Origin of the sequence: Paeniglutamicibacter sp. MACA_103 (assembly GCF_045798555.1) — a bacterium.
In the GTDB taxonomy this organism is placed as follows: Bacteria; Actinomycetota; Actinomycetes; order Actinomycetales; family Micrococcaceae; genus Paeniglutamicibacter.
The window spans coordinates 88,899-109,496 of the sequence record NZ_JBIXLN010000005.1 but is presented as its reverse complement, the minus strand read 5'-3'; the positions used below and the strand labels follow the sequence as shown (position 1 = coordinate 109,496).

At 58.7% G+C, this 20,598-nt stretch carries 21 protein-coding genes and 1 pseudogene; 3 read left to right on the top strand and 19 right to left on the bottom strand.

What is annotated here, in order from left to right:
• Positions 1 to 50: 50 nt before the first annotated feature.
• From ACIPVK_RS03970 to ACIPVK_RS03890, 17 genes and pseudogenes are all read right to left on the bottom strand, one after another.
• Entirely contained in the window at positions 51 to 1,250 is a 1,200-nt protein-coding gene (locus ACIPVK_RS03970; protein WP_407610680.1) for an IS4 family transposase, read from the bottom strand.
• A gap of 25 nt (positions 1,251 to 1,275) precedes the next feature.
• Positions 1,276 to 1,869: a hypothetical protein gene (locus tag ACIPVK_RS03965; protein ID WP_407610679.1), complete on the bottom strand. Its 594-nt coding sequence runs from the start codon at positions 1,867 to 1,869 to the stop codon at positions 1,276 to 1,278.
• Positions 1,870 to 1,938: 69 nt separating this feature from the next.
• Entirely contained in the window at positions 1,939 to 2,634 is a 696-nt protein-coding gene (locus tag ACIPVK_RS03960) for a hypothetical protein (RefSeq protein ID WP_407610678.1), read from the bottom strand.
• Positions 2,631 to 3,035, bottom strand: a complete 405-nt coding sequence (locus ACIPVK_RS03955) for a hypothetical protein (protein WP_407610677.1) — start codon at positions 3,033 to 3,035, stop codon at positions 2,631 to 2,633. Before ACIPVK_RS03955 ends, ACIPVK_RS03960 begins: the two co-directional genes overlap by 4 nt.
• Positions 3,036 to 3,270: 235 nt before the next feature.
• Positions 3,271 to 3,417 (bottom strand): annotated as a pseudogene (locus ACIPVK_RS03950) (glutaredoxin family protein); the annotation flags it as partial.
• A gap of 37 nt (positions 3,418 to 3,454) precedes the next feature.
• Positions 3,455 to 4,144: a hypothetical protein gene (locus ACIPVK_RS03945; protein ID WP_407610676.1), complete on the bottom strand. Its 690-nt coding sequence runs from the start codon at positions 4,142 to 4,144 to the stop codon at positions 3,455 to 3,457.
• Positions 4,145 to 4,157: 13 nt separating this feature from the next.
• Positions 4,158 to 4,694, bottom strand: a complete 537-nt coding sequence (locus ACIPVK_RS03940) for a prepilin peptidase (RefSeq protein ID WP_407610675.1) — start codon at positions 4,692 to 4,694, stop codon at positions 4,158 to 4,160.
• A 91-nt stretch (positions 4,695 to 4,785) separates the two neighbouring features.
• The gene (locus tag ACIPVK_RS03935) at positions 4,786 to 7,926 is read right to left on the bottom strand and encodes a LysM peptidoglycan-binding domain-containing protein (RefSeq protein ID WP_407610674.1); all 3,141 of its coding nucleotides are present in this window, start codon (positions 7,924 to 7,926) and stop codon (positions 4,786 to 4,788) included.
• Between the two features lie 1,164 nt (positions 7,927 to 9,090).
• Positions 9,091 to 9,741 carry a hypothetical protein gene (locus ACIPVK_RS03930; protein ID WP_407610673.1) on the bottom strand — a complete coding sequence of 217 codons (651 nt, stop codon included), beginning with the start codon at positions 9,739 to 9,741 and terminating at the stop codon, positions 9,091 to 9,093.
• Positions 9,742 to 9,755: 14 nt separating this feature from the next.
• Positions 9,756 to 10,145 (bottom strand): pilus assembly protein TadG-related protein, encoded by a 390-nt coding sequence (locus ACIPVK_RS03925; protein WP_407610672.1) that lies wholly within the window; start codon positions 10,143 to 10,145, stop codon positions 9,756 to 9,758.
• A gap of 434 nt (positions 10,146 to 10,579) precedes the next feature.
• Positions 10,580 to 10,972, bottom strand: coding sequence for a TadE/TadG family type IV pilus assembly protein (locus ACIPVK_RS03920; RefSeq protein WP_407610671.1), 393 nt, complete (start codon positions 10,970 to 10,972; stop codon positions 10,580 to 10,582).
• 6 nt (positions 10,973 to 10,978) lie between these two features.
• Complete coding sequence (locus ACIPVK_RS03915) at positions 10,979 to 11,206, bottom strand: hypothetical protein (RefSeq protein ID WP_407610670.1); 228 nt, start codon at positions 11,204 to 11,206, stop codon at positions 10,979 to 10,981.
• A gap of 12 nt (positions 11,207 to 11,218) precedes the next feature.
• Positions 11,219 to 12,109: a type II secretion system F family protein gene (locus tag ACIPVK_RS03910; RefSeq protein WP_407610669.1), complete on the bottom strand. Its 891-nt coding sequence runs from the start codon at positions 12,107 to 12,109 to the stop codon at positions 11,219 to 11,221.
• Positions 12,106 to 12,966, bottom strand: a complete 861-nt coding sequence (locus ACIPVK_RS03905) for a type II secretion system F family protein (protein WP_407610668.1) — start codon at positions 12,964 to 12,966, stop codon at positions 12,106 to 12,108. Before ACIPVK_RS03905 ends, ACIPVK_RS03910 begins: the two co-directional genes overlap by 4 nt.
• Positions 12,963 to 14,480, bottom strand: a complete 1,518-nt coding sequence (locus ACIPVK_RS03900) for a CpaF family protein (protein ID WP_407610667.1) — start codon at positions 14,478 to 14,480, stop codon at positions 12,963 to 12,965. The genes ACIPVK_RS03905 and ACIPVK_RS03900 overlap by 4 nt, the downstream gene beginning before the upstream one ends.
• Positions 14,473 to 15,282, bottom strand: a complete 810-nt coding sequence (locus tag ACIPVK_RS03895) for a hypothetical protein (RefSeq protein WP_407610666.1) — start codon at positions 15,280 to 15,282, stop codon at positions 14,473 to 14,475. The genes ACIPVK_RS03900 and ACIPVK_RS03895 overlap by 8 nt, the downstream gene beginning before the upstream one ends.
• 2 nt (positions 15,283 to 15,284) lie before the next feature.
• Positions 15,285 to 15,965: an SAF domain-containing protein gene (locus tag ACIPVK_RS03890; protein ID WP_407610665.1), complete on the bottom strand. Its 681-nt coding sequence runs from the start codon at positions 15,963 to 15,965 to the stop codon at positions 15,285 to 15,287.
• 81 nt (positions 15,966 to 16,046) lie between these two features.
• Here ACIPVK_RS03890 and ACIPVK_RS03885 point away from each other — a divergent pair, with 81 nt between their 5' ends.
• The 3 genes from ACIPVK_RS03885 (at position 16,047) to ACIPVK_RS03875 (ending at position 18,495) form a co-directional block, all read left to right on the top strand.
• Positions 16,047 to 16,400, top strand: coding sequence for a hypothetical protein (locus tag ACIPVK_RS03885; RefSeq protein ID WP_407610664.1), 354 nt, complete (start codon positions 16,047 to 16,049; stop codon positions 16,398 to 16,400).
• Between the two features lie 555 nt (positions 16,401 to 16,955).
• Entirely contained in the window at positions 16,956 to 17,897 is a 942-nt protein-coding gene (locus ACIPVK_RS03880) for a ParA family protein (protein WP_407610663.1), read from the top strand.
• Positions 17,890 to 18,495 carry a hypothetical protein gene (locus ACIPVK_RS03875; protein ID WP_407610662.1) on the top strand — a complete coding sequence of 202 codons (606 nt, stop codon included), beginning with the start codon at positions 17,890 to 17,892 and terminating at the stop codon, positions 18,493 to 18,495. Before ACIPVK_RS03880 ends, ACIPVK_RS03875 begins: the two co-directional genes overlap by 8 nt.
• Positions 18,496 to 18,507: 12 nt before the next feature.
• On the opposite strand, the gene ACIPVK_RS03870 is transcribed toward ACIPVK_RS03875, so the two are convergent.
• Together ACIPVK_RS03870 and ACIPVK_RS03865 are read right to left on the bottom strand one after the other, a co-directional pair.
• Positions 18,508 to 19,392 carry a replication protein RepA gene (locus ACIPVK_RS03870; RefSeq protein ID WP_407610661.1) on the bottom strand — a complete coding sequence of 295 codons (885 nt, stop codon included), beginning with the start codon at positions 19,390 to 19,392 and terminating at the stop codon, positions 18,508 to 18,510.
• A 322-nt stretch (positions 19,393 to 19,714) separates the two neighbouring features.
• Entirely contained in the window at positions 19,715 to 20,506 is a 792-nt protein-coding gene (locus tag ACIPVK_RS03865) for a hypothetical protein (protein WP_407610660.1), read from the bottom strand.
• Positions 20,507 to 20,598: the final 92 nt, after the last annotated feature.

Sequence of the window (20,598 nt, the reverse complement as noted above, 5' to 3'; positions counted from 1 at the left end):
GTTCATGCAGGATTTCCCGACAGAAAATGGCGAAGGCTTCGGCATGTTTTTTAGGGGGAAAAAGCCGGGCGCGCGGCCAATGTTCGCCGTGCGGCCCGGAGGGTTCGCGTGAAGGAAATGCGCAGGGGGTCCTCGTCAAGATCGCGGGCGACTTCGCCGATCAGGGACCGCAGGGCGTAATGCACGCAGAGATAGCCGTAGATTTCCTGCAGGACCCCATCGGGGGTCTTGGAACGCAACACCAGGGAAGGGCCACGTTGGTGGGTCTTAATCTCATCAAAACACAACTCGATTTCCCAGCGTTGGGCATAGGCCTCGGCGAGGTCCTGGGCCGGCGCCTCGGCCGGGTCCAGGATGGTGGTGATCAACAGGAAATCCCCAACGTCCTGGCCGGTGGTGACGGTGTATTCGATCACGCGCACCGGGATCGGGTCCGTGTTGTGACGCCGCTGCTTCGTGCCCTCATAGACGGCCGAAAGGTAGGACCCGTCGGCGAATTCCTCGTGCGCGGGCAGCACCGCATTGCCTTTCATCCGCCACAATTGTTGGGCGCCGGTCTCGATGCTTAGCTTGAACGCTTCGTAGCTGAAGAATCCTCGGTCGGCGATTGCCAGCATGCCCGGCTGGAGCCTGTGCAGGAGCCCTGGGTACATGGTCTGCTCGGCGGTGTCGCACCCGGAGACCACCGCCCCGATGACCGCGTGGGTACCGCATTCGACCAGCCCCAGGAGACGGGCCTGCGGGTAGGCGCTCTTGGCCTCGGTGTTGGTTCCGGGGCGCCCGTAGGTACGTTCGTTCGCCGCGGTGTCCGGGATGTCCAGAACGGTCCCGTCAATGCTCACCAACCGCCATTGCCGGTAAAAACCGGGCCCACCCGCGGCAGCCACCGGCTTGGCGCAGGCATCGAACAGGTCGATCATCACCGTCGATCCCAGGCGGGTGCGGGCCTTGAAGATCGCGGCCTTCGTCGGCATCGTCCATTCCCTGAACCGGCCGGTGATCCATTCCATCCCGGCCAGCACGGAGCGCATGACTTCCTCGTAGGAGCCGGAGGAGAACATGGCCAGTGCCATCACGTAATAGACCATCATCCGCGCCGGAAGCAACCTGTTGCGTTGCCCGGCCACACCGGTGCGATCAATCGCCGCGTCCACCTCCCGGGGCGGGAACACCCGCGTGAGTACGCCCAGGGAGACGTGATCGCCTAACCGCTCGGAACCTTCGGGCTTCACCCATCCACTACGTGCCATTCCAAAAGATTAACACAGCCGAAGACTAAGTAAACGGTATTGTACCTAGCCCGGATCTTTCATCGGGTACCCGATGAAAGATCCGGGCTAGGGTCACGTGTACCAGCTTCCCCATAGCCATTTCGTCTGCCCCTAGCTCTGGCCCACTGTGCACGGTCTTCAACACGTGCACTCCCACCGTGCGGCCGATGCGTTGACAGGCGGCAAGTGAAAAGCGGATCCCCTCCACTGGGCCCTGTAGCTCAGGATCGTTGGCAGCCCGGTTGAGGACTCGGTCCAGGTCATCCACGACTATGGCCACTGGTGAAAGTTCTACGTTCTTTCGGTTCTCTAGGTGCGCATATCGGCGGTCCATCTGTTCGCAGATTTCGCGCATTTTCACTTCGAACTGACGCACCTCGCCGCTTCCAAAGACCCCGCCACCTGCTGCGCTGAGTTCTGCGAGTTCTGTCTGGTCCCCCAGGCCCCAAACTTCCCATGAATCTTCGGCAAGTTCGCGGGCCCAGTGTTTCAGGGCCGTGGTATTCTCCGCCTTGGCCTCCCCTGCCACATACAGATGGCCGTCGGTTGCCGGTGTCCAACACTGGTCAAGGCTGGGGATTTCGGTGTGTGCTTCCATGGTTCTTCTCCTGCTGAATTGGTTTGCTTTCGTTGTTTTCGCGCGACTCGGGGTGTGCACTGCTTCTAACTAGGCGGCTTGCACTGGGCGTGCTGCGGGAGAAGCTGAACCCAACATGATGCGGATGCCCCACCGAAGCGCGAGGTAAATGAGGCTGAGCGATGCCCAGAACATTGCGTAGCGCCAGAAGACGGCGCTCTCCATCAGGGTGGGATTCAGGGATAGGACCATGGCCGGCACGACGATGCATTCGGCCAGGCTCACCAAAACGAACGCCCATGGCATTTGCCGAGCTGGTCCCAGATCTTGGCAATCTCGAATGGTTTGACCCAAAGCAAAAATCGCTGCAATTAGCAGCAAAGACACCACGACCGCTTGCATATTTTCATCGGTGATCAGCGGAAGCAACAGACTAAGACCCACCCAATAGAATGCAGCTCTAAGAATCCTCACCGTCAACTCGGGCAGTTCTGTTGGCATCTGATGAGCCGTTTCCACCGTGTAGGTCCGCGGCGGATAAGTACGTTCCGCCCAGGTGCGGACCACGATTTTCCCGATGAACGCCAGAACACCCCCAAGAAACAGTGCCGTGATAACCCCGCCAAAGGTGGCGCCGACCTCCTGGGTGAGCGCTAAGTAAAAGACAGCAATGAAGCACGCCCTCCAAGTCAGTCTCAGCGTGTGGAGAACGATCCAGAGGAGTGCTGGCTTTAGACCGGATTGAAGCGCGTGGGGTTCTTTCGAAGAATAGGGGGCGGTGTTCATGTCGTTTCCTTTCCATGAGGACCGCCGGCAGTCGGGGACATACCGCGGAGCTCTGGCCCGGTGGTGTGGGAGAGCAGCACAAAGATCCCTACAGCGCGGCCGCGCCGAAGGATGTCATGAAGCGCCGCCACCGTCGGATGATTGTCCTGATCCGGGCCGAGGCCCACATTCAAAGCCTCCACGAGCTCCGGCAAGCCGAAGACCCTCAGAAGCTGCCCCTGGTCATCCCATGCCGAAGTTGCTGAGAGGCGGCAGGCATACCGCCGAACCATCGCCTGGTGGACCTCGTTGATGGTGGCGATACCCTGCTCAAGGCTCACAGTGGATGCATGGAGCAACTCGCCCTGGATGTCCAAAGGAAGCGGGTACGGCAGCACATTAACTTGCGCGTGGATTTGCACTGTTATCGCCGGCCCCTCCTTCGGAAGGTCCAGGGCACAACGCCCACACAACTGAAAAGCAGCACAAACGAAGCAGCCTCATACATCGCTTCAGTAAGGTAGGCACCCATGAGGACATACCGCCTTACGCCTGAACCGCGGCAGCCGCGGGAACGCCCTGGATGGAACGCTGTAGACGGATGACGTCGAACCCGTACCAGTGCTCCCCGGTCTCCGTGTTGAGCACGACAGGCACCTGGGAATACCCCATCTTGACCATCCGCGCGCGAGCAACCGGGTCTTCACTCACATCGTGGAAGACAGAGGGCACCTCGTGCCGCTCCAAGTACATATGAAGCCCAAAGCATTGTCCGCATCCAGGCTTGGTGAACACTTCAAACATGAGATCCCCTGCAGATCGAGCAGGGGACGTACCCTCTTTAGGCGCGGTCTCCTGCAGGCTTATATTCCATGCCCAGGCCATCCCCGATCTGCCGGTACCCCATCCCCCGATAAAGACGAATGTGCCTATCGGTATGAGCCACCAGCCCTACCGGAGCAAGACGCTGGTACTCGTTGGATAGCCCAACAATGAAGCGTTTCCCGTCACCCGATTCAGACTTTTTTCCCCGCGCCAAACAACCCAACTCCACACCAGCAGGACCCAACACGGCCAGCAGATCCTTTCGCCCCCCTTCCCGGCGTGACCGCGGAGCACCCTGCAGAAAGATCGTCAGCAAAGGCAGCACCATGTAGAACAGTGAACCTATGAGCAAGGGCAGCCACACAGCGCCTTTCGCAAAAGCCATCACCAAGAAATACGGACCCGCAACCACCACCAAAACAGTCGCCACAGCACACAGCTTCTGCCACCACCTCAGAACCACCGGGCTCACCACACCAACAACGCCATGCCACGCGTAGAGCTTGCCGCGCAGCTTCCCTTCAACAGCACTGACCAAGAAATTGGGGTACGAAAGAACACTCATCAACCACGCCGCCGGCGAATGACGCGCGAACGCCTCAGCCATGACCCAAGCAGCCCGAGGGACATACCCCCACGAAGCCCTCGACACCTCAACGGCAGCGGGGCCGGCGCTCGCCGATTGCGCTTTGCGTTGTTTCTGCATGGGGCACCTTCTTCTAGGCGAATGCCTGGGACAGTTCGGTGAGGACGAGGGCGGTGGTGACGAAAAGGCCGGCGACGACCATATGGGGGGCGGCCGGGTAACTCTTGTGGCCTCGTTTTTTCAGCACGAGCCCGTGGACCAGGCCGGTCGCTGCAGCCAAGGCCACGGCCCATAGCAGCGGACCTGCGCCGAAAGGGGCTATCAGAAGCCCCAGGGGCACGCTGAGCTTGACGTCCCCCATGCTGGTCGCCTTGCACACCAGCAGCAGCAGATAGAACCCCGTGTGGGCTGCGGCAAGCAGCGCTGTCTGTCCCAGCATGGCGCCACCTTCGGGAAGGATCGCGGCGGTGAGTACCAATGCGGCGACCAGTCCTGCGGTCCAGGGCAGGGTGTAGGCGTCGGGGACACGACGTGTCTTGAGGTCTTTGAGGCTGGTCAAGGCCCCGAAGACGAGCGACAGGACCGTGGCTGGAACCAGGAAGATCAAGATGGTCTCCTGGAATGCCAGCACCCCGCCCAGTCCAACCAGGACGCTGAGTGGGATGCTCACTGCCGGGGACATACCGTCGCTGTCTTTCATGCGACGGCTCTCTTCGCCGAGGAAGCTCTTGAGGCGTTGCACCCCCGCCGGTGACGTCGGGTTAGGCGACACGGTAGCCAACTTCGCGTAGCTCGTTGAGCAGTTGCTGGGTTTCGTCCTCCGGCTCGCTGTCCTCGTCGAAGGCTCCGAGGTAGTCGTGGAACTTTTCGACGATCTCTTCCACGCCGCTGCGGTCCTTGGCCAAATGCTCAGCGGTGATGGCGTCGCGCCAGGCCTGTTCGTTGGCTGGGTCAACGGTACGTCCGACCAGGGCCCCGAGGCGGGCCAACTGGGCATCGTTCTTGGCCATGGCGCGGTCGACCAGCTCGTGGGCGGCCATGGAAATGACTTCGATCATCTCGGTCATATTGCGTTCGTTCCACAGATAGTTCTTCGGGCGGATCCCTTCGAAGGGCGCACCGCGTACCAGGCGGAGGGCTGCGACCAGGCGAGGCAGGGAGACGGTCTGGACGTTGTCCCCGATCAGTCGGGTGAAGATTGTCCAGTCACACAGCACTTGCTCATCGAGGCGGTACCGTTCGTCCCGTGCGTGGGGGAAGAGCATCGTCCCGTCCTCGGCTTGGCCAAGGTACGCGCGGGTGAGGTTCGAGAGCTTGTTGCGGTTCTGTGCGGCTTTCGCGCCTGATACTTCGGTGTTGGGCCAGAAGGCTTCGTTGTACTGTTCGGTGGTGGCCCCCGGGTGCAGTGCCAAGTATGCCAGCAGTCCGACACAGCGTGCGGTGGTTCCCGGCGCGGGTTTGCCGGTAGAGGGGGACGTTGGTTCGACGCCTCGGGCGTTGAGTATTTCCACGGTTCCCAGCAGGCGGATCACGGTGGTGTCGCCTGAGACCATGCCGAGCAGTTCGGTGGCGTCAGGATCTAGGCTGCCAAGTGATACCTGGAGCGGGGACATACCGTTGTCGGCCGGCTGCAGCTCGGCGTCGCCAGCAGTCTCTTGAAGATCCCGATCGTCAAGGTGGATCACGGTGGCAAGCACAGGTTCTTCGTCGGGTTCAGTTTCTGCGACGGGTGCCGCGTGTTCGTCATCAGGGGAAGCACCCGAGGCCTCCAGCGGTATGGTCGGAGTTTCCGCGACAGGCTGTTCGATGCTCTCCTGGTCGTCCGTGACAGGGAGTTCAGTAGCCAGATCTTCGACGGGTTCAGCAACAGGCTCATCCTGAGGCTGGATGGGAACGTTCTGCAATCCATCGGCGTCGAATCCAGAGGAAGGAGCGTCGACGTGGTGAATGTGGATCACGACGTCCTCGACAGCGGCCGGGGTTTCACCGGCATCGGGGGACGTACCATCATCGAGGTCTTCAGCTTCAGCCGCGCTCTGTGCGAGCAGCTCGATGATCGCTTCTTGCTGCTCGGGGATGATTTTCTGCGGTTTGAGCATCAGGCCCACCGGGGCCAAAGTGGCATAGCCCTCGGAGTCGACGGAGAGTTTCCAATCGCCGAGGGTAAATCCTGCAGTAATGGCTGCAATGCCAAGGCGAGGAATTTGGCCAACGAGATCCATGAGCTGATGGCGCTGGCGCTCGGTGGGCTCGACACCCAGCAAAACGATTTCCGGCATCCACGACTGGCCCGGGAGCGTGCGGGCTTCGTGCAAGGAGGACACTCCGGCCGCGTGCATGGCGGCTCGAACGTCGGCGGCCCTGCCCTGGAGCATGGTCAGCAGTTCGTTGATGGTGGCGTAGCTGGTGACCCGCCCGGTGCCCAAGGCTTCTGGCAGGTCATCGGCAACGCCACACAGGCTAATGGTCAGCTGTTCCGACCATGGGGAGCAGGCCAACTCGACGGCCAACGCCGTGAGGATGTGGTGGCTTGATCCGTTGTGGTGGTCCTCGATGCCCAATGCTCCGATGTACTCGGCGTCAATGAGGATCTGGGCGTCCTTGGTGTCTTCGCCGATCGTGACCATCGCGGGGTAGGGGGCGTCTGTGTAGGCCTCTGGCTCGGGGACGTCCATGGGATGAAGACTCCACACAGTACCTTCGTCGTCTTCCTTGGCCCAGGGCTCAGGGAGGTCTTTGGGTTCGGAAAGGTAGAAGGTCAGTGCGCCGGTACTGGCGCGTAGGCAAAAGATCTTGGGTAGGGACGTACCGTTTTCGGTGGCCCAGGTGGCCAGGACCCGCAGGGCTTGGTCGATCTTCTCTTGGGTGATCGGGGCTTCCACATCGCGTATTTCGCGTTCGGTACTGGCGGCAGCGGCGCTAACTGGGGAGGTGCGTTGGCCGGCTTTGCGCAGGCGGCGCTGGTGCCAGCGGCGTTTGCCGATCAGGGCCAGCAGACCAGCGGCCAGCAGCCCGCCGATACCCGCAGTCGTTTGCAGGAAGGTGTCTCCCATGGCGCTGTCGTCCTCAGACACCTGTTCTTGGGCCGGCGGTGGGGTTTCCTGGACAGGTTCCGGTGCTGGGGCGCTGAGCGCGTTCTCCACTGCGCTGCTGCGGTCTTGCGTGTCGACAGCTAACTGCCCTGGCGCGCTTTTTTCAGAGGTAGTGGTATCTGGGGTTTCTGCCTTCGGTGCGGGCTTTGGCTGCGTCTTTTCAACTGGCGCAATTTGGGCGACGGGGATGTTGATCTGATCCCCGGTATAGATTTCATCAGCGTCGAGGATGCCCGGGTTGCAGTCTTGGATCTGCTTGTATTTCAGGCCATCACCGAGGTGCTTTTCTGCCAGGCCCCAGAGGGTGTCCCCGGACTCTACGGTGTGGGTGAAGGTCTCCGGTGAGTCGGTTTTCTGCGCGGCCGCGGCGGCTTGCGCCTGGTCGGTGGTATGTCCCCCTGCCTGCTGCGGCGCAGTGATGACGATGTGTGAGCTCTGGCTGCTGGTATCGAAGGTGGCAGCGTTGGCGGGGCCTACAACGCCGAAGAGTGCGATCACGGCTGCCAAGAGGGTGGCGGCGACGCCCTGCATGGATCCGAGGCCCCTAATCCGCGGTGCCTTGATTCCTCGGACAGCTGACGGGATCTCGATGGCCACTGACAGGGTGAAGAATGCCCACAGGGCCCAGCCGATGATTGGCAGGATGGTGGAGAAGAAGATGATGCCGCCATAGTCGGGACGCGACAGCAGCTGAAGCACCTCGGGCAACCGCTCCAGCGGGTTTCCGGCCAAGGCGAAGAGCGCGATGGGTACCCCGGCTACGAGGCCGAGGAGGACTGTTAGGGCGGCTAGGCCTTTGATTATTTTCATCAGGGACCTCATTCGTCGAACCAGGGCGCCAAGGGGGACGTACCACCTTGTGGGGCACATGGAGTGCCTTCACAGGTGAGATAGCCCCTCGCGATTGGCAAACCGGTCATGGCTCTAGGATTCTTTTTCCGAAGCAAATTCGAGATCAGTCTCGACTATTGAGCACATGCAGCTCCCCCACATATCCAGGCCCCGTCGACTCCGTATACGTGGTCACCACACCGGACTGACCCCCACCAGACCACGAAACCTTCCACGTCGCACGAGCCCCAATGTCATAAGGCCTTGACCCTTCGCCAGGGCTCATCTTCTGGTACCGGTAGCCGCAGCTGGGCGACGAAGTCTTCCCTGACCCCTTCTCCCACGCGACACCCGGCCCATTGCATGTCACGCGTCCACCATCGCCCATGGTGTACACGACATTCACGACCTTCGCTTCAGCAGTGATACTCACACCGCCAAGCGTCTTCGAGCGCTCGTACGGACCCCAATTCAGTTCCTTCTGTTTGGCTTCAGGAACCCACAGCCATACCGGGAGGTTCACAGCCCCGGAGTCCTTCGCAGAAACCGTCGAAGTGAAATCCACGCCTTCCAGCTGGAACGTATCGATGAAACGCTTTGCTGCCTGATCAGGTGTCAACTGATTAACCCCAGGAGGTGGGGAGTTCCGCCATTCAGGCCGCGGAGAGAAGAAATCGCGACGCTGCTGACACAACATGTACTCGACCTGGTCATCCACCGGGTCCAAATGCGTGCAATCCGTATCCGCAGGAGTACACACATACCAAGCACCTTCGCCGGCGTCCCTCCCAGCAGGCGGCGGATCCTGTGGACTCTGCAATCGCCAATAGCAGTTGTCCCCGCCGCTCCATACACCCTTGCTATCGTGCTTACACGGGATCTTCGTCCCATGCTCGTTCTTACACTCCGTCGGGCCCGGCTTGAAATCACTCTCAGGATCCTTCGGATTCCCAATGGGACGAGACTGGTTACTCTCCCCATCAGAACCATCCTGTTGCTGTTGAGACTCACAGTTACCTCGGGCATCACAAACCAAATTCGCAGATTTCCCAACAGGCTGAGCAGATGCACTCGAAACCGGTGACACCAAACCCAAAGCAAGCAGCACACTGCTAGCAGCCAGAGCACTCATAAACCTTCGGGCTAACAAGGGACACCGCCATCTTTGAATACCGTCTTACCAACAAGCCACTGCCCGCGCTTCGTATCGAATTTCGCCTGAACCTCGATAACCGCGCGCTTCAGCTCAGGCTTCCCACCCTTCTTGCCATTGGCCAAAGTGATATCCACCGCTGAGGTGTCGTTACAGATCTCAAGGTAGACAAAATGATCCTTCAGCTTCTTACCCCCCTCGGTGACCTCCGTGGAATAGCCAGAGAGCTTCTCCACCTTCACATCACCAACAACCTTCAGCTTCTTCTTCTTCGTATCTCTCAGAATTCCAATATCCTGAGCAAACTGATCCGCAGTCGCAAACTTCGCCAAATCATCGGTCGAGTCATCCTGTACATGCGCTTGCGTGTTGTAGACCTCAGTCAGCTTCTCGAAAGTCTCGAAAGCAGCATTCACCGACACATCGTCAGGACCAGGCTTCGTCGTCACAGGCTCAAACACCGACACCTCGGCCGACGGCTCCGCGCTCGCCGAGGGAGTGCCCGATGCCGAGGCCGAAACCGACGGGCTCGCGCTCGCCGTCGCTGATTCGGTCGGGGACGTACCACCGGCTGTGTTGCAGCCGGCCAGGAGGAGCGCCAGGGCGGCGGCGGATGCGGTAATTAGTACTGGCTTCTTCATGATGTTCGCTCTTTCTACTGTCCTGGCCTGAAAGCTCGTGCTTCGCCGATGCCGATGCCTTGCTTTGGTCCGATAGGAAGGAATTCGGGGTGGTAAGTGACTACAGCACGCACACTTACCGTTTGTCCTTGTACGGCCACGCTACCTTCGACACCCGACGTGGCTAGGTATTTCTGGGCTGCTTCCCTTGCGAGGGATGGGCTGAGAGTGGTGTCAGCCGTGATGCCGCCGTTCACTCCTGCCCGAGCGGCCGATTGTGCGACCAGGGTGGCCTGTTCCTGGGCATTAATCACGCCTCCTCCGTCGATATACAGGCCAATGACCATGAGGATGATGGGAACCATCCCGAACAAGAGGATCGATGGAGCTTCGCCGCGCTCGCTGCGCCACCACTTTTTTCTCATGACCGCTTACCTTTCCCGGAAAGCGTCCACGGGGGACATACCGTCTGCGGAGATTGTTCGGGCGCCAGGCAAGCTCGCGGTATTGATACCGACGAAAACCACGTCACAGGTCACGGTGGCCCGCACGGTTCCGGGATCCGTTCCGACGGGCGCGAATTGGGAAGTATCGATGTTGACACTGGACGAGGCGCAATCAATCCCACGCTGATCGAGTACCCTGTTGGCTGCCTTTTCCCCGGCAGATTCGCCAGATCCGGCTGTCCTGGCTAGGGACGCGTCCCTAGCTGCTGAGTTAGCAGCTGACTGCACCGCGTGCTTCGCGGTACCTACGACTCCCGCGTAAAGGACCAGCAGGAAGAAGAGGAAAATCACCGGAATCGCGAAGAACGCGCTCACCGATTGACTTCCCCGCTCAGAGCAGCGTGTCTCGTTCTTCATCGCGCAATGATCCTTTCGGTAGGTCCTGAAACCTCCTGGTCGATGGTCCATCCTTCGTGGAAGGGGAACAGAGACGGTGCTTTAGCCTTCACGCTGGCCCGAACTTCGGTTGCCGTCTTTGTAACGTTGACTGCATCGGCCGGTAGATCCATGCCGTATCTGTCCAGAAGCCCAGCTGCCGCGCGGCGGCCGTCGGACGCGGTGGATCCCTCATAGCGGGCCACGTTGTAAGCGGCCGCCGCCACTGCATGTGCTTTTTGGCTGGCGTGGATCACCAATCCGAACTGGATGAGGCCGAAGATCAGAATGAGCATCATCGGGACATACAGCATCCCCTCGACGTTGGAGCTACCACGCTCCCTTTTCTGATCTGCGGCTGATTTGCTCATGGCGGTTTACCACCAACCCATATCGTCGATCTTGCCCATCCATTCCTGGGCTTTTCCGGTGAAGAAGGCCACGGCGACACCAACCACAATGACCGCGATGTACACCCAACCGAAGTTGCTGGTGTCGTTGCTTCCATGCTCGCTCTTGAGTTTGGAGGGGGTCACCTGGGCGGAGATGAAGGCGGCGGCGGTTAGTACTGCGGTGGTCACCTTGTCAGTGATTTGATTGCGCATTGTTCTTTCCTTTCAGAAGGGGCTTGCAGAAATATTGATGAAGAGTGCGGTGAGGATCATTCCGAGGAAGATCATCACGATCCCTTGGATACGACGGGCGATCTTGCCGCTGACCAAGTTGGCTTGTTCGTGCTCGTCAGCTAGAGCTCGCATGCGCAGATTCTTTCCTGACGCGCGCAGAGCCTCGTATATTCTGGCCCCGTCTTTGCCGCTTAGGCGGACAATTCGGGCGGCCTCCGAGAGCTCTGGCACGTGGATTTCCGCGGCGAGGTCATCCAGGGCGTCCCAGACTTGCTGCTGCTGGTATTGGGCCCTAGTCAAAACCTGACGGATTCGCACGAAGACCCAAGAGTCGTTGCTGACGGTGGAGGCACTGGCCACGGCAGCGGTGACATGAGCGCCTCGCTTGACCTCGGTAGCGACCAACTCGATGAAGCTGCCGACACCGCGCCCAAATTCCTTTCGAGCGCGTTGGGCCAAGGCCCTCGCCTGCCGGTCGGGGACGGACCATCCTGCCATGAAGCCTAAGCAAATGGCCAAGAAGAAGAGGTCATTTGGTACTCCTGCCGCGCTCAGAACAACGGCTGAGAGAATCAATATGGCTGTGGTGCTGAAGGCATAAAGGACCTTCTGGAAAGCGTGGTCTACTTCAGTACGGCCGATGAGCTGCAGGTCCATCTTCGTGGCCTTCGGTCCTACCGGCAGCGGGGGCAGCTTCATTCCCCAGGTGCCCATTCGGGTTTTCCAGTCATCCCTGGAAACCCCTGAAGAGGTCTCGGCTGTGGCTTCGGATCCGAAGGTGGCCATCGCGGCCGATAGCTTCGGCCGCGCTGTAAATAGTGGTGAGACAAGTACGGCTACGGCTACGCCGATCAATGCGCCGCCTATCACTGTAAGGATCATTTGGCTTTCCTTCCCAGCATGCGAGCCGCGCGGTACGGTTTGGTCATCTGGTGCATGCTGTACAGGACGGCGCAAAGCGCACCTACCCACACCATGTACATGACCTGTCCCGTGGCGCTTTGGTACGGCTCGGCGATCACGGGCAGGAACGGCATCCCGACCAGCATCACTGCGACACCGACGACAATGATGCGGGTGTCTTGGCGAGTCTTGGAACGATCTGTGTCGATCTGGTGGCGTGCGCGGATCTCGTCATGGACGCTCTCGGCAATATTCTCCAAGGCTGCACTTAGACCTGAGCCACGCTGCTTCGCTGCCAGCATCAGATTCATGATGATCACATCCGCTGTGGGGTCGTCGACCTCGTTTGCAAAGGCTTCCAGCGCGGCCGACAGCGTCCACCCGCCGTCAAGGCGTGCGATGAGTCTCTTGACCATCGGACGGATTGATTCCGCAGCACTGGTCTGCGAGGCCTTCAATGCGGTTTCGAGGAAAGTTCCAACCCCAATAAGGCCGGACAGCGATCGGGTCCAAGCTTCCAGTGCTTCAAGCTTCTCCATGACCTGGCGTTCAGCGCGGTTGGAAAAGAGCGTAGGAATCGTGAGCGCACCCAGCGGCAAAAGGATCAGGGCTGGCGCCCATCCCGTGATCAGGAAGAAGATCAGTGCCACGAGGAACGCGACGCCCGTACGTACCCTCTCTGCCTTGGAAAATCGGGCTCCGAGGCGTTTGACAGACCCTGGCATAGGGGCGGTCTGCCTCGCCTTCGTTTTTGGACGCAGCAAGAAATAGACCACGGTTAGGCCGACGCTGAGAATCAGCAGAAAGACTCCAAGGGGCAAAAGAATCGGGCTCATTGCAGATCCCTCCTCAGGAGCTCTTCGTTCAACCCGTGGCGCTGCAGTTTGCGCCGCATGCGGCCATCCTGTGGGAGGCGGATGAAGTGCGCATTCTCGTCGTCGTTATCCTCATCAAGCTTGAAGATATCCAATACTGCGACACCGGTAGATTCATGAGGCAGGACTTCGGAAATGTGCGTGAGCTTACGCAATTTCGTACCGTCGGGCTGTTCGATGCGATTCAGCTGAACCACGAAATCAATGTGCCTGGCGATCTGGCGCTTGGCGTATTCCTCGGTGTACGTCTGGCTGGCCAGACCTACCAAGGCCTCAACGCAGTCTTCGGGGTCCTCGGCGTGCGCCGTCGATAAGCTACCTGCGCCGGTCTGCATTGCACGGATCATTGGCCCGATTTCATCGCCGCGGACCTCACCAACAATCAGTCTCTGCGCGTTCAGGCGTAGCGCCTTACGGCTGGCATCCCACATGGTGTACTCGCCAACTCCCCCTGATTCACCAGCGGGGCGGTACTGCAAGGAAATCGGCGAAACGACCCGGTTCTCCAGATGATGCAAGTGAAGCTCGCGCTCCATCTCCAGTGTGATGACTTGCTCGTAGGGGTCGAATTCGTTGACCAAGGCACGAAGCATTGTGGTCTTGCCATCACCGGCGTAACCACTGATGACGACCGAACGCTTTGCATCCACGAGAACTCTCAGGAAATGGGCGGCAGCCTCGGTCAGGTTCCCTTTGGCCACCATTTCGCTCAATGTGATGTTCAGAAAGCGGTGAACTCGCAGAACCAACGTGGGTCGTGGCGTCACCGGGGCGATGACGCCGGCCAGACGGACCATTTCCATGAGGTCCGCGTCCACGTCGGGGTGTGCCTGGTCAAAAGCACGCGCTTCTTCTTCCTTGCGGTTCAGCAGGAATTGCACGTCGTCGACCAACACCCGGTCGCTCGGAGCAATCGGTGTTTGGCGACGCATCTCGCCACCAACATGCTCAGTCCACACTTCGTCGCAACCGATCACAGTCACATTCTCAATGGTGGGATCGTCGACGAACTTCTGGAACGGCCCGAGCCCAAACATGTAGTCAAAGAGAGTTCGCTCGACACTGCGCTGCGTATCCTCGGTCCAGCTGCCTTCTTGACCCATGGTCCTAATCTGAAGCTTCACGTTGTCCAGCACGACCTGCTTGATGTGCTGGCGCCCTAACTGTTCGCGGGCTTCCTTATCAAGCTCGGGGCGTAGCAGCAGCTCTTGGGACTGTAGCTCGGCGGCCTGCCCACGAAGAGCCGTGATGGTCTCCCAGTATGTTTCGCTGTCCTCCGAAAAGGTCAGGGTCCCGCTGGCGTTCACGACACTGGTTTCCCTGGCAACGCGGCGGCCGGCACCCGCTCCCCCAGACAAATGGTTCTTGGCAGATGCTGGAACACTCACCGAAGGATGAGGGATCGTCTCGGGAGCGAAGAAGGGCAGGCTGCGGATCTCCCGAGCCGCGGTGCTCTCGGCAGTATTCTCAGGCATCGATCTCCTCCTCCATCGTTGCTCGAATCGTTGAAAGGTCCTTGGTGATTTTTGCGCGTAGAGATCGGATCGAAGCCATGTAGCCATCCCGCAAGGCTTTTTTTGTGGCCCGGTCCCCCTGGGAAAATACCGCTGCACGTTTGGGTGAGAAGGGGATCTCTCCGGCGACCGGCATGTTCAGGAATTTGCGGACCTCAGAGCTGGTGCTTCCTCCGGCCGGAGCTTCAAAAAGCACCAGAGATGAGCTGTCTCCCCTACCGACTGCATCGCGGATGGGATCGATGGACTTGCGCCCATATTCAATCGCTGCCAAGGCAGGAAAGGTCGGTTGAAGACCATACAAAAAGACATCAGCACGTTCAGCCAATGCAACACGGCGGTCACGATTTCCGGTCCACCGGCCGAGATCCACGATGGCATCGACCCCGGACGAATCCAAGCTACAAAGCAATTCAGCAAGCTCCCCCCAAAGCGTCGTGATTCCGCCAGCAGCCTCAGGATTGGCAACTGCTGGGAGTAGAAGCTTTTCAGTTCCCTGGTCTTCCCCCGTACTGGTCAGAGAGACACAGGAGCCCAGCAACGATTCCCGGTCGAGGTGACCAATGGTGGCAATCTGGGAAAGTGTGCTCAAACCACGAACACCTGAAATCTGGCACTGCATGAAACCAGCAATGACCGACGACGGCTTCGAAATGTCGGCTTCAACCAGGACAACTGGTCGAGGCCATTCCAAAGCGAGGGCAACAGCCGTTGTAGTGATTCCAGGGGACGTACCAACACTGGCGATGGAAACGACGGCCATGACTACTTCTCTCCGTCCAAGACCAGGCCGGCAGAGCCTGCTGCGCTCCAAGCAGCTACGCGTGGAGCATCAGGCATCTTCACCCGGACGTCGACAATCATCGCGCTATTTCCTTCCGAGTCTTCACTAACGGTCGGGAAGCGCTCCACAATTGCGCTGACTACTGGAAGCTCACCGGATGCCGCCCCTTGATCCCCAGACGGGGTGTAGACCACCCGGACCTTGTCCCCCGGAAGCAACTCACGAGCGGGTAAGTTCGCCGGCTTCATCCCCAAGCCCACAATGCTGAAATTCTCTGGCACCGGCATGGTCTGCGCGTAAGAACCTTCAACGAGCGGAGTGCCCGCAAAAAGATTAGTTTGAGCCTTCATCCCAACGACCTCAGCGGACCTATCGATAGGAATGAGGTTTGGAGCGTTCTCCCCTACGGAAATAGAGGTCAGATTTTCCTGCGTGATCGCTTCGCCGCGCGAAACGGCCGCTTTCAAGCTCAGGACCTCATGGCTCCCCTTTGACTGAACACCCATCCAGGCGAGCAGGGCCCCAATGATGGCCAGGATCAGCACAGCAGCGATGTATCCCTTGCGGCGCATGGGCATCTTTGGACTCATCGATCGCTGAGGAAAGCCTTTTGCAGGCTTAGCGATGGAAGGTGAGTCGTCTTCGGTGACTTGTGCCGTCACGAGTGGCCTCCTGGAAAATAACGAACGATCTGACTTTTGCACGCTAGCACGACCTAGATTTTAAATCTAGGCTAGTTGCTCATGAGCAACTTCAAAAGCAATGATGGGGACATGCCGCGAAAAATCGACCCCGGACTACCAACCGAGCTGGCGCATGCCATCAGCACCTTCGGCTCCGCGGCCCGCGTGCTGATCCTTCGCGACCTCCAGGTCCGCGGGCCCGCCTCTATCCCGGCGATTGCCGCCCGGCTCGACTTGAACGAACACACGGTGCGGTCGAACCTGAAGGTCCTGGAGGGCACTGGGGTCCTCAGCGGGGACATACCGCCCGAGCGCCGAACAAGGACAGCTGTGCAGTACTCGGTCAACCTTGGGCGCTGCGCCGAGTTGCTCTTGATCTTGCGCACCAATGTCCTCCTTCCGCGTGACACTTAGGCTTCTTCTTTGGGATAGCCCTGCCTTGCGGCCTTTCCGGTCAAGCCTCTTCAATTAATATTCTCGCCTACATGAAGTACCGCTTCCGCACTCCCCCGTAGATATCGCGAATACACGTAGGGCGTTTTTCGGGCTGACGTCCCAAAAGGCCACCTTTTGGTGAAATTGGGGCGATCGCCGAATTTCTTGCACCCTGGAAATGGCCGCGTCCAAGCAGAGCGCAACACTCCCATCTAGAGGAATCGCTCCACTCCCCCCGTTTCTGTGGGCTCCCTCAGCGCTTGGAATGTTCCGCGCCCGGCGTCGATTCAAGGAAACTTGCCACCAAAAACTAGTTGTAGAAGTACTCCTGATACAACTTGTTACCTAGTTTTTACCTAACTACTCCACTAGTTCTAACACAAGGTATTAACTAGTTGCTAACATAGTACAGCGACTATTTTGTGACTTGTTGAAGAACTAGTGATATGAATACTTGCAAACTATGTACATAACTATTCCCAAACTATGTAAGGTGGTAGTATCCAGGGAGTCAGATCATTCATAGGAGACACCATGGCTAATGCATTCGCTCCCACCACGCAAACCGTGGATATTCGCCCGATCCCTCGCGCCACAACCTTTGCCATCGACAAGGGGGGAGTGGGCAAGACGTCCTGCTCTGCCAACGTGGCCGGCCAAGCTGCATCCGCGGGATACAAAACCCTCATCATCGATCTGGACCCCGTAGGCAGCTTGCACAGCGATTTGGGCTACCCCAAGAATTCCGGCACTGAACTCTTTGACGCCCTACGCAAGGGAAATCCCCTCCCGATTCTCGAAGGGATCCGCCCGAATCTCGACGTCGTTGTTGGCGGCGAAGAGCTGCGTGACCTTCAAGGCATCCTTTTCAGCCGCGGACAATCAGCCATCGAAGGCTTCGCGTCCATGCTCTCCCTCAGTTTGGGAGCTATCGCAGATCCATATGACTTGATCGTGATTGATACGCCCCCAGGGGATCCCTGGATCACCGAAGGTGCCCTGTGTGTATCGTCCGCGCTTGTCATTCCCACACGCTCCGATGATGGTTCCTTGGATGCGGTGGAAAATACTGCCCATAAATTCATGCGAGCCCGGCACTTCAACCCGGACCTCCGCTTGGCCGGAGCGCTACTTTTCGGCATCGGAAGCATGAGTCGCCGGATCGCTCGTCAGACTCGTGAACGTCTGGATGAAATGTTGGGAGATGCCGCCCCGGTGTTCAACACCAGGATCCGGTATCAGGAGACCGCCGCGATCGACGCTCGTCGCCAAGGAAAGCTGATTCACGAGCTCTCGCCCGCGGTGCAGGAAGCGGTCAAGGATCGCCTGTTGGCGCTGCAACGGGGGGAATCCCCTGATGATGCAAATGGCCTGCTGGCGACCAACGTGGGCGAGCTTGCGAAGGAATATACTGCCCTGACTCAAGAAGTCCTGACTCGTTTGACGGAAATCGAGGAGGAGATTAGCAATGGCTAGGAAAAATCTGGGCGCGATGTTTGCGCCAGGTGCCGAAGAGCAGCCGAAGCCTGAGGATCCTGTAGTGGACCAGTTGAAGGGGCTCCTGGCCCCGAAGAAGCGGTCGCCACAGCCAGCCGTTGCTGATCGTGCTCAGGCAGTTCCCGATGCTGCTTCAGGCGATTCGTCTGGCCCGGTGACTCCTTCGGAGATGCAGGGCAGGAAGCCAGTTGCGCAAAAGGCCAAGCAGGATCATCATTCAGCGTATCTACCTCCGCACGTGTACAAGGCTTTGCAGAAGGAATCCAAGAACCGCGGATTGGGATACACCGATCTCTTCATGCTGGGACTGAGCGAAGTCTCCAAAGAGCAGCTGAAGGCATGTTTTAGCGTGTCTTCTCCGGCCGGCCTTCCCGAAGGAATGCCTAGCGGTGTCCCGGCCCGTAAGCGGCGTGCTGGGGGAGGAGGAGGTACCCAAATCCAGCTGAGGATGACCGACGAACAAGTGATGTGGCTTGATTCCATATATGCGCCAGAAGTGGGCGCCCCGAATCGGAGCGCCCTGGTTTCGACCGTCTATGCCTTGCTCTTCAAAGTGGAGACCCCTCACTATTCCTAGCAGCGATTGCAGCTAGACAATTGCTTTGGCGGCTCTGTTCAGGCGTAGTCCTGATGGCAGGGCCGCTGTTGTGTTCTGGGGGAAGAATATTTGAACCTCACGCCAGTGACTCAGGAATTTAGCCCGAAACTGTCGTTGGTGCTTGTACTCGGACCCAAATTGGGCTTCCAACTGCGACCATGTCACCGTGGTCGGCTTTTGCAGGCTCCGCAATCGATAGGCGAGCCACACATACAGATCCAGCCGCATAGCTGAACCTGATAGGGCTCGAAGAATCTGTGGATGCAGCATGACCGGTGATTTGAGTGCTTCCTCGTAGAACTGTTCCGACAGCGTAATGGTGGATCCAAGCAGCTGGTCTTGCCCTGGTATTTCCTTGGTCGAGAACCAGAGGTCGTATCGTGAGGCGATATGGAAGTTCTCTCCTGTGATTGCCCATCGCGTGCCTAAATCCCGAGCGTCTTCGATGTTTATGCTCGCTACGGCCAGCCGGTGCAACTGATCCAGTACTCGACGCCCAGAAGCACCCGATCCGTTCATTCCTAGGGTGCCCAGAAATTGCGTGAGTGAATCCCCGAGGGAGATCTGACGGGACCTCGTTCGAACCACCTCGGTAGTCATCCAGGTCATGAGATAGCGCGGAATCACGCCGTACGGGTAGGCGCGGTTTCGGCTGCCATCAGGCGAAGTAACAAGCCCCGGCGTCAGCGTTAGCGTTAGCGCATTGTTCCTGCGAACCCACTCCGTGGCACCTTGGGGATCCTTGTACGGCAGTGACAGTTGAGCCATGATCCGGGAGGCGAAATGTCCATGGAATTTCTCGCCTTCGAGTTCGCTAGCCAGGTCAATCAGCTGCAGCTGACGACGCTGAATGAGTGGCTGTGGACTGGTGGTCATGATGGGTCTTTCTTCCTGTGGATGACGAGAGTTATCCACGTGCAATCGGTGACGCCCCATTTTTCGGGATGTGAATACCTTGTTCGGGAGGAGTAATCCGCGTGATTACTGCGATGCGGCACGTGCAATCGGTGACGCTTGTTCTGATATTGCTGACTTATCCACGTGCAATCGGTGACGGCTGACCACGTGCAATCGGTGACGCCCCACCTGTATTTGCCCTAGTCAGCTCCTTAGATTCAGGAGGCCCATAAGACTTAAATAAACATGGGGGAAATTCATTAGTAGGGGCCGCCGAATCTGTGGATTGGTGGATAACTCCCTAGACCAGCGCTCCGCGTTCAATGCCTGCACTAGACAATCTCCGTGCCAGACGACGTTTGAGAACCTGGATACGTTCGCTCAGTTCACCGCTGCTTAGGCCCAGGCTTTCAGCAAGGACGTGACGTTCTTTGGTTGTGAAAGAGGTGTACTGGCCGAGGAGCTTGGCTTCTTCAATGTTCAGCGCATGGGTCTTCACCGCCCATTCAAGTACGCGCATCACTTCCACCCACGGAGATCCAAAGCTGTCTTCGTGCGGCTTGCACATCATGGGATGAACTTCAGCTGCAGTGCGATCGGCCAAACGGTCTTCGGAGTACATGGCTTCAGCAACAGCAATGTCTCCGAAGCTTTGTTCAGCCATGATCTGGGGGAGCTTGGCCGTCATGGAGCGAGTAATGCGCTTGAGCATTTCCATTTGCAGATTCCCCGTCGCTGAGGTCGTTCGGGTGACGGGGTACGTCTTGATGCTCTCCCAGAGGGCGTACACGGCGATTGTGAGGGCTTCATCGGCCTGGCCGATGGACCGGAGGTACCTCAGGCCCTTGGAGTACCCAGCGGCGTTCACAGCCATTCCCTGGAAGTAGTGCAGCAGGGCGCGTTCCACCGCTGGGTTGCCTTCCACTGCTGCACTCAATGCTTCCCGAAGTTCGTCTTGCGATGCTTCTGAGATCTTCTGCAGATACTCAGCACCGGTGATCGGCCCTGCGGATCCGTAATCGGCAATTTGGTGGGCGTGCTGGGCTTCCCATTCATGGTTCAGCCTGGTGTTGATGCGGGTGAGGGTGGTCATGGCACTCACGTCCTTTCGTCCTGCTCCACGTTCCTCAGCACCCCTGGATTCGAATCTGGATCCTTTGTGCGAGCAGGAAGTCACGAGCAGAT

Bases quoted from the DNA above. Each gene is read 5' to 3' on its own strand.
- ACIPVK_RS03970 (WP_407610680.1), bottom strand. From the start codon at position 1,250: ATGGCACGTAGTGGATGGGTGAAGCCCGAAGGTTCCGAGCGGTTAGGC.
- ACIPVK_RS03965 (WP_407610679.1), bottom strand. From the start codon at position 1,869: ATGGAAGCACACACCGAAATCCCCAGCCTTGACCAGTGTTGGACACCG.
- ACIPVK_RS03960 (WP_407610678.1), bottom strand. From the start codon at position 2,634: ATGAACACCGCCCCCTATTCTTCGAAAGAACCCCACGCGCTTCAATCC.
- ACIPVK_RS03945 (WP_407610676.1), bottom strand. From the start codon at position 4,144: ATGCAGAAACAACGCAAAGCGCAATCGGCGAGCGCCGGCCCCGCTGCC.
- ACIPVK_RS03935 (WP_407610674.1), bottom strand. From the start codon at position 7,926: ATGAAAATAATCAAAGGCCTAGCCGCCCTAACAGTCCTCCTCGGCCTC.
- ACIPVK_RS03930 (WP_407610673.1), bottom strand. From the start codon at position 9,741: ATGAAGAAGCCAGTACTAATTACCGCATCCGCCGCCGCCCTGGCGCTC.
- ACIPVK_RS03925 (WP_407610672.1), bottom strand. From the start codon at position 10,145: ATGAGAAAAAAGTGGTGGCGCAGCGAGCGCGGCGAAGCTCCATCGATC.
- ACIPVK_RS03920 (WP_407610671.1), bottom strand. From the start codon at position 10,972: ATGAGCAAATCAGCCGCAGATCAGAAAAGGGAGCGTGGTAGCTCCAAC.
- ACIPVK_RS03915 (WP_407610670.1), bottom strand. From the start codon at position 11,206: ATGCGCAATCAAATCACTGACAAGGTGACCACCGCAGTACTAACCGCC.
- ACIPVK_RS03910 (WP_407610669.1), bottom strand. From the start codon at position 12,109: ATGATCCTTACAGTGATAGGCGGCGCATTGATCGGCGTAGCCGTAGCC.
- ACIPVK_RS03905 (WP_407610668.1), bottom strand. From the start codon at position 12,966: ATGAGCCCGATTCTTTTGCCCCTTGGAGTCTTTCTGCTGATTCTCAGC.
- ACIPVK_RS03900 (WP_407610667.1), bottom strand. From the start codon at position 14,480: ATGCCTGAGAATACTGCCGAGAGCACCGCGGCTCGGGAGATCCGCAGC.
- ACIPVK_RS03895 (WP_407610666.1), bottom strand. From the start codon at position 15,282: ATGGCCGTCGTTTCCATCGCCAGTGTTGGTACGTCCCCTGGAATCACT.
- ACIPVK_RS03885 (WP_407610664.1), top strand. From the start codon at position 16,047: ATGAGCAACTTCAAAAGCAATGATGGGGACATGCCGCGAAAAATCGAC.
- ACIPVK_RS03880 (WP_407610663.1), top strand. From the start codon at position 16,956: ATGGCTAATGCATTCGCTCCCACCACGCAAACCGTGGATATTCGCCCG.
- ACIPVK_RS03875 (WP_407610662.1), top strand. From the start codon at position 17,890: ATGGCTAGGAAAAATCTGGGCGCGATGTTTGCGCCAGGTGCCGAAGAG.
- ACIPVK_RS03870 (WP_407610661.1), bottom strand. From the start codon at position 19,392: ATGACCACCAGTCCACAGCCACTCATTCAGCGTCGTCAGCTGCAGCTG.
- ACIPVK_RS03865 (WP_407610660.1), bottom strand. From the start codon at position 20,506: ATGACCACCCTCACCCGCATCAACACCAGGCTGAACCATGAATGGGAA.